Source organism: Streptomyces anandii JCM 4720 (assembly GCF_014650655.1).
GTDB lineage: Bacteria > Actinomycetota > Actinomycetes > Streptomycetales > Streptomycetaceae > Streptomyces > Streptomyces anandii.
Map to the genome: position 1 here is coordinate 271,104 of NZ_BMVJ01000009.1, position 740 is coordinate 271,843.

Here is a 740-nt window from a genome sequence, read left to right on the forward strand (position 1 = left end):
CACGGCAGCGGATCGCCCGCCGCCCCCGACAGCTCCAGCGCCTGCCGAGCCTCCTCGTCGGCCTGGTCGAACTGCCCCGACCAGTGCCGCGCGTTGGCCAGCACGAGGACCGCCCGCCCCTCCGCGCGGGCGTCCCCGGCGGCCCGGGCGGCGTCGCGCAGCGCGGCGGCCGCCGCCTCGTACTCCCGGGCGTTGGCCCCCGACTCGGCGAGGTCGACCGCCGCCCACAGCAGGTCGACCGCCCGCCGCAGCGCCGCGCCGCCGGAGGACTGCCGTACGCAGGCCAGCAGCGGTACGGCCTCCGAGTACAGCCAGTCCTGGGCGGCCCGGCGGTCGGCGAACTCCAGCCCCACCGCGCCGGTCTCCTCCAGGTGATCCACCAGCCGGTCCCCGGGCCGGTCGATCGCGAACACCCGTGCGGCGGTGGCCAGATAGAAGTCCAGCAGCCGCGACAGCGCCGCGTCCCGCTCGCTCGGCGGGTGCTCGTCGCGCTCGGCGCATGCACGCGCGTAGAGCCGGACCAGGTCGTGGAAGCGGTAGCGGCCGGGCGCCGCCGACTCCAGCAGCGAGGTGTCGACCAGCGCCTCCAGCAGGTCCTCGGTGTCGTCCGCCGGAAGGTCCAGCGCGGCCGCCGCGGCCGCCAGGGAGATGTCCGGGCCGTCGGCCAGGCCCAACAGCCGGAAGGCGCGTGCCTGCGCGGGCTCCAACTGCCCGTACCCGAGCTCGAAGGTGGCCTTCAC

The 740-nt window shown here is 76.9% G+C and carries 1 pseudogene; it reads right to left on the reverse strand.

The features are described from left to right. Window positions 1-740 (reverse strand): annotated as a pseudogene (locus IE249_RS37765) (AfsR family transcriptional regulator); the annotation flags it as partial.